This window comes from Methanosarcina sp. UBA289, assembly GCA_002496565.1.
Classification (GTDB): Archaea; Halobacteriota; Methanosarcinia; order Methanosarcinales; family Methanosarcinaceae; genus Methanosarcina.
In genome coordinates this window covers 15,705-20,835 of sequence record DAKJ01000002.1, presented here as the reverse complement: position 1 = coordinate 20,835, position 5,131 = coordinate 15,705, and the positions used below count along the sequence as shown (strand labels likewise).

The 5,131-nt window shown below is 47.0% G+C and carries 6 protein-coding genes and 1 pseudogene; all 7 read left to right on the top strand.

Translation table 11 applies throughout. From position 1 onward, the window contains the following. The coding region (locus BP549_RS00180) for a cobalamin B12-binding domain-containing protein (protein ID WP_292377278.1) at window positions 1-453 on the top strand (453 nt) is incomplete at its 5' end. A gap of 26 nt (window positions 454-479) precedes the next feature. After that, a pseudogene (mttB, locus tag BP549_RS00175) lies at window positions 480-1,967 on the top strand ([trimethylamine--corrinoid protein] Co-methyltransferase). Between the two features lie 32 nt (window positions 1,968-1,999). Next, the gene (locus tag BP549_RS00170) at window positions 2,000-2,653 is read left to right on the top strand and encodes a methyltransferase cognate corrinoid protein (protein ID WP_292374333.1); all 654 of its coding nucleotides are present in this window, start codon (window positions 2,000-2,002) and stop codon (window positions 2,651-2,653) included. Between the two features lie 365 nt (window positions 2,654-3,018). Continuing rightward, window positions 3,019-4,080, top strand: coding sequence for an EamA family transporter (locus BP549_RS00165; RefSeq protein ID WP_292374335.1), 1,062 nt, complete (start codon window positions 3,019-3,021; stop codon window positions 4,078-4,080). Between the two features lies 1 nt (window position 4,081). After that, window positions 4,082-4,378, top strand: a complete 297-nt coding sequence (locus BP549_RS00160) for a hypothetical protein (protein ID WP_292377277.1) — start codon at window positions 4,082-4,084, stop codon at window positions 4,376-4,378. 15 nt (window positions 4,379-4,393) lie between these two features. Further along, window positions 4,394-4,543 carry a hypothetical protein gene (locus tag BP549_RS00155; protein WP_292377275.1) on the top strand — a complete coding sequence of 50 codons (150 nt, stop codon included), beginning with the start codon at window positions 4,394-4,396 and terminating at the stop codon, window positions 4,541-4,543. A gap of 62 nt (window positions 4,544-4,605) precedes the next feature. Continuing rightward, the coding region (gene mtbB, locus BP549_RS00150; protein WP_292377274.1) for a [dimethylamine--corrinoid protein] Co-methyltransferase at window positions 4,606-5,131 on the top strand (526 nt) is incomplete at its 3' end.

The following is a 5,131-nucleotide window of genomic DNA, read 5'->3' as shown; positions in this document are numbered from 1 at the left end:
GTTATGATGGCTGCCGATGCAATGACTGCAGGAGTTACAGCTCTTAAGGATCTTATGCCTGAAGGGGCTTCCGGCTCAAAGCTCGGTGTTATTGTGAACGGTACCGTAGAAGGTGACGTCCATGATATTGGAAAAGCAATTGTTTCCACCATGCTCCAATCTGCTGGTTTTGAAGTGCACGACATCGGCCGTGATGTTCCAATCAAGAACTTTATCGCAAAGGCAAAGGAAGTCAACGCTAATATGATTGGAATTTCCGCCCTTATGACCACAACCCTTCAGGGGCAGAAGGATGTAATTGAGCTCCTCAAGGAAGAAGGTATGAGGGACAAAGTAAAGGTCATGGTAGGCGGCGCACCCGCAACCCAGGCATGGGCTGACAAGATCGGCGCAGACTGCTATGCAGAAAACGCAAGCGAGGCTGTTGCAAAAGCAAAAGAGTTGCTGGCATAAATGATTCTAATTCGGAGGTTATAAAAATGGCAAAAAATAATGCAGTTGCTGGATTTAACGCACTCAATGGTGTAGAATTAAACCTTTTTACCACTGATGAACTTAAAGCAATTCACTACGCAACCATGGAAGTTCTGATGAACCCCGGTATCCAGGTCTCTGACCCCGAGGCAAGGCAGATCTTCAAGGAAAATGGCTGTGACGTTGACGAAAAGACTAACATTGTAAAGATCCCTGAATATCTTGTAAGAAGAGCCCTTCAGCTCGCACCATCCAGATTCGTCCTCTGGGGCCGCGACAAGAAGTACAACACCGTGCAGGAATGCGGCGGCAAGGTTCACTGGACCTGCTTCGGTACCGGTGTCAAGATGTGCAAGTATCAGGACGGCAAGTACGTAACCGTTGACTCCGTCGAGCAGGACATTGCAGACATTGCAAAACTCTGTGACTGGGCTGAAAACATCGACTACTTCTCTCTGCCTGTTTCCGCAAGGGACGTTGCAGGTCAGGGTGCACAGGACGTCCACGAGACCCTCACCCCACTTGCAAGCACCTCCAAGCACTACCACCACATTGACCCTGTCGGCGAAAACGTCGAGTACTACAGAGACATCGTAAAGGCCTACTACGGCGGCGATGAAGAAGAAGCAAGGAAGAAATCTATCTTCTCCATGCTGGTCTGCCCGACAAGCCCTCTTGAGCTCAGCGTTAACGCATGTCAGGTCATCATGAAAGGCGCACGCTTTGGAATGCCTGTAAACGTCCTGAGTATGGCAATGTCCGGCGGATCTTCTCCTGTTTACCTTGCAGGAACCCTTGTTACACACAACGCAGAAGTCCTCTCCGGAATTGTGCTTGCCCAGCTTACTGTCCCCGGAACCAAAGTCTGGTACGGAAGCTCTACTACAACTTTTGACATGAAGAAGGGCACTGCCCCCGTCGGATCTCCCGAACTCGGCCTGATCAGCGCATCTGTCGCAAAACTCGCCCAGTTCTATGGCCTCCCAGCATTCGTGGCAGGCACCTAGTCTGATGCAAAGATCCCAGATGGCCAGGCCGGACACGAAAAGACAATGACCTGTCTCCTCCCAGCTCTCTCCGGAGCAAACACCCTGTACGGTGCCGGTATGCTTGAGCTCGGTATGACCTTCTCTATGGAGCAGCTCGTTATCGACAACGATATCATCAAGATGACAAAAAAAGCCCTCCAGGGAGTCCCTGTAAATGAGGAAACCCTTGCTGTCGAATCCATCCAGAAAGTAGGCATCGGAAACAACTTCCTTGCACTCAAACAGACCAGGCAGCTTGTGAACTACCCCTCTGACCCCAAGATCATAGACAGGCGCATGTTCGGAGACTGGGCAGCAGCCGGATCAAAGGACCTTGCATCCGCTGCACACGACGTAGTTGTAGACGTTCTCAAGAACCACCAGGTAACCCCAATCGACGCAGACATCCTCAAGGACATGAAGGCAATCGTGGACAAGGCTGACAAAGCCTTCAGAGGCATGTAATTACAATATTCAGATATTCAGGAGATATAAAAATGGCAAACAAAGAAGCAATCATTGCAAAAGCAAAAGAAGCAATCACTGATTTTGACGACGAACTTGCAGAAGAAGTCGCAGCTGAAGCCCTTGCAGCAAACATCGACCCTGTAGAGCTCATTGAGAAGGGCTTTACCGCAGGCATGGAAGAAGTAGGGGAAAAATTCGGCCAGGGTGAACTTTTCCTGCCCCACGTGCTCGCAGCCGCCGAGGCAATGAATGCCGGTATAAAAGTTATCACACCGGAAATGGAAAAGCGCAAAGCTAATACCAAGAGCCTTGGAACCGTTGTTCTCGGAACTATCGAAGGCGACATCCACTCCATCGGAAAGGACATTTTAGCTTCTATGCTCAAAATTGCCGGTTTCAAAGTTGTGGACCTTGGAAGAGATGTCCCAATTAAGAACTATGTCGATACTGTAAAGGAAGTCAAACCCCAGATTGTCGCATCCTCCGCACTTATGACAACCACAATGGTCAACCAGATCCAGATCGAGGAGCAGCTGAAAGAGGCAGGTGTCCGCGACCAGGTCAAGACCATGGTTGGTGGCGCTCCTGTTACCCAAGACTGGGCAGACAAGATCGGTGCAGACATCTATGGTGAAAGTGCCAACGATGCAGTCGCCAAGATCAAGGCAACCCTGAACGTCTAATAAAGCAGCCTTAGCAAACAGTTTAAACTGCAGAAAATGTATTTAAGAGTACATTTTCTGCAACACTCTATTTTGTTCAATTTTTGTGAAACTGTAGCTTAGGATATAGCTGTAAGAGCTCTTACAGATCAATACCGCTCATGGGAATATTATAAAAACGGCTTAAAACGATTGTAAAAATGGTAACTTAGATGCAATCTGAAGAGCAAATAAAAACAGCAGTTAAAAGGGAGTTTGAATCAAAAAAATTGGAAAATATTCCCAGAGGTATAAGACCCACAAAAAAGAGCTTTTAGGCTGACTTTCAGGCTGTGGAATGTGGACTGGAGATTATGTCCCGAGGGAACTCCACAGCGTTCTGAAAAATGGAGGGAGTTTTCGTGGATTTGAAAGCTTTAAAAAAACAGGAAAGTAAAAGAAAGATCAGTAAAGGGTATATGTGGGCCTTTTTCTGTGCTTTATTCTGGGGAATCTGGTATTTGCCAGGAACCGTTGTTTGGGTTCTTAACCCGTTTGATAAAATGAATAGTGCTATTGCTGAAACAAGCGGAGATGGCATAGCTCTCGTTGTGACTGCTGTACTGATTACTGCCTTTAATGCATTGACTGTCATGCTAGCGCTTATGGTCTGGAACGGAGTGCTTGGAAAATACAAAGAACTGGGCAGGACACTTAGAGAATTCCACACCTGTTCTAAATGGTTCTTCCTGGCTTCTATATGCGGTGGCCCAATGGCAATTCTTGGTTCTTTTATTGCTATGGGTTTTATCGGCGGATCGTTTGCAGCTGTTGCAGGCCTTCTTTATCCTGTCATAGGCTCGATTCTTGCCTATTACTGGTACGGAGAAAGGATCTCCAAAAGAGCAGCAATCGGTATTGCAGTTATCGTTCTTGGAGGTGTCTCAATCTATGGTGGCGGGCTTCTTAACGAACTTTCTTCAGGAAATGTCCCCTGGATAGGGTATCTTGGAGGTTTGATGGCTGCCATAGGCTGGGGTACTGAAGGTGCAATTGCAGGCAAAGGGCTAGATATTTCAGAGCCTGATGCCGGGTTGACTCTTCGCTTCCTTGGAGAAAACATAATCTGGTGGATCATAATTGTGCCAATTCTCGCGCTTGTAGGCTTTCCGATGTACTCGTTTGCAGTGCAGGCTTTCGAGCCTTTAACTCTGCTGATCCTGATCTTCGCAGGCATTACATTTGGTTTCTGTTATGTTACCTGGTACAAATCATTCCCGCTTATAGGAGTAGGAAGAGGTCAGGGCATAGGGAACCTCTATGGGTTCTGCGCGGTCATATTCATATTCCTATTCTTTGGAGACGTTCCAGATTGGACGATTATTTTGGGCGGTCTTCTCTGTATCGCAGGGAGTTTCATTATGTTTACTGAAGACACAAGTGCACTTGAAACCCTGAGAGGTGACTGAAGTGAGTGGAAAACGCCCTATCAAGTTCAAAATCTTGGAGCTTTTCCTAGACGGAAAGGAATACTGGAACTATGAAATCGTTCAGAAGATCCAGGAAGAATACGGTATGAGGAGTGATTTCCAAAGGGATAGCATTAACTTTGACATCATCGAACTGGCATCCGGAGGAATGCTGAGGGATGTGGAGCAAAAAGTTGACGACAACGGAATCTACAAAAAAGGTTTTCTACTGCACAAATACAAGATAACGGACTTTGGTATACAGCGAGGCTCTGATGCTTGCCTCAGATATGTGTGATTGGAGGATATAAAAATGACACAAACAGCAGCGGCTATGGAAGCTTATAACGCATACTGGGCAAATTCCATCATACCGGCAGCAGATGTCCTGTGGATGGTTTTTATCCTTATTTTGGCGATAGTAGCCCTCTGGCAAGCCAGAACCTTTGTTTCCAAATTCTAAACCCCAGAACATAGTTTTCAAAATCTGAAAATTAAAGATAACAAGAAAGGAGGATTAAAAAAATGGCAACTGAATATGCTTTGAGAATGGGAGACGGTAAACGCATCTTCCTTACCAAAGAACAGATAATGGCAGAGATTGAGGCTGGTACTGCAAACGCTGCCGATCTTGGTGAGATTCCTGCTCTTAATGCTAATGAACTCGACAAACTTGCAGAAATCCTTATGATGCCTGGCAAGGCTGTCAGTGTTGAACAGGGTATGGAAATTCCCGTAACGCACGATATTGGTACTATCCGACTTGACGGTGACCAGGGCAACAGCGGTGTTGGTATTCCTTCCAGCCGCCTAGTTGGCTGCATGACACACGAGCGCGCCTTTGGTGCTGACACAATGGAACTCGGGCACATTGACTACAGCTACAAGCCAGTGAAGCCTGTAGTATCAAACGAGTGCCAGACAATGGAAGTCTGCCAGCAGAACATGGTCATTCCTCTGTTCTACGGTGCAATGCCGAACATGGGACTTTATTACACCCCTGACGGACCATTCGAGAACCCTGGAGACCTTATGAAGGCTTTCAAGATCC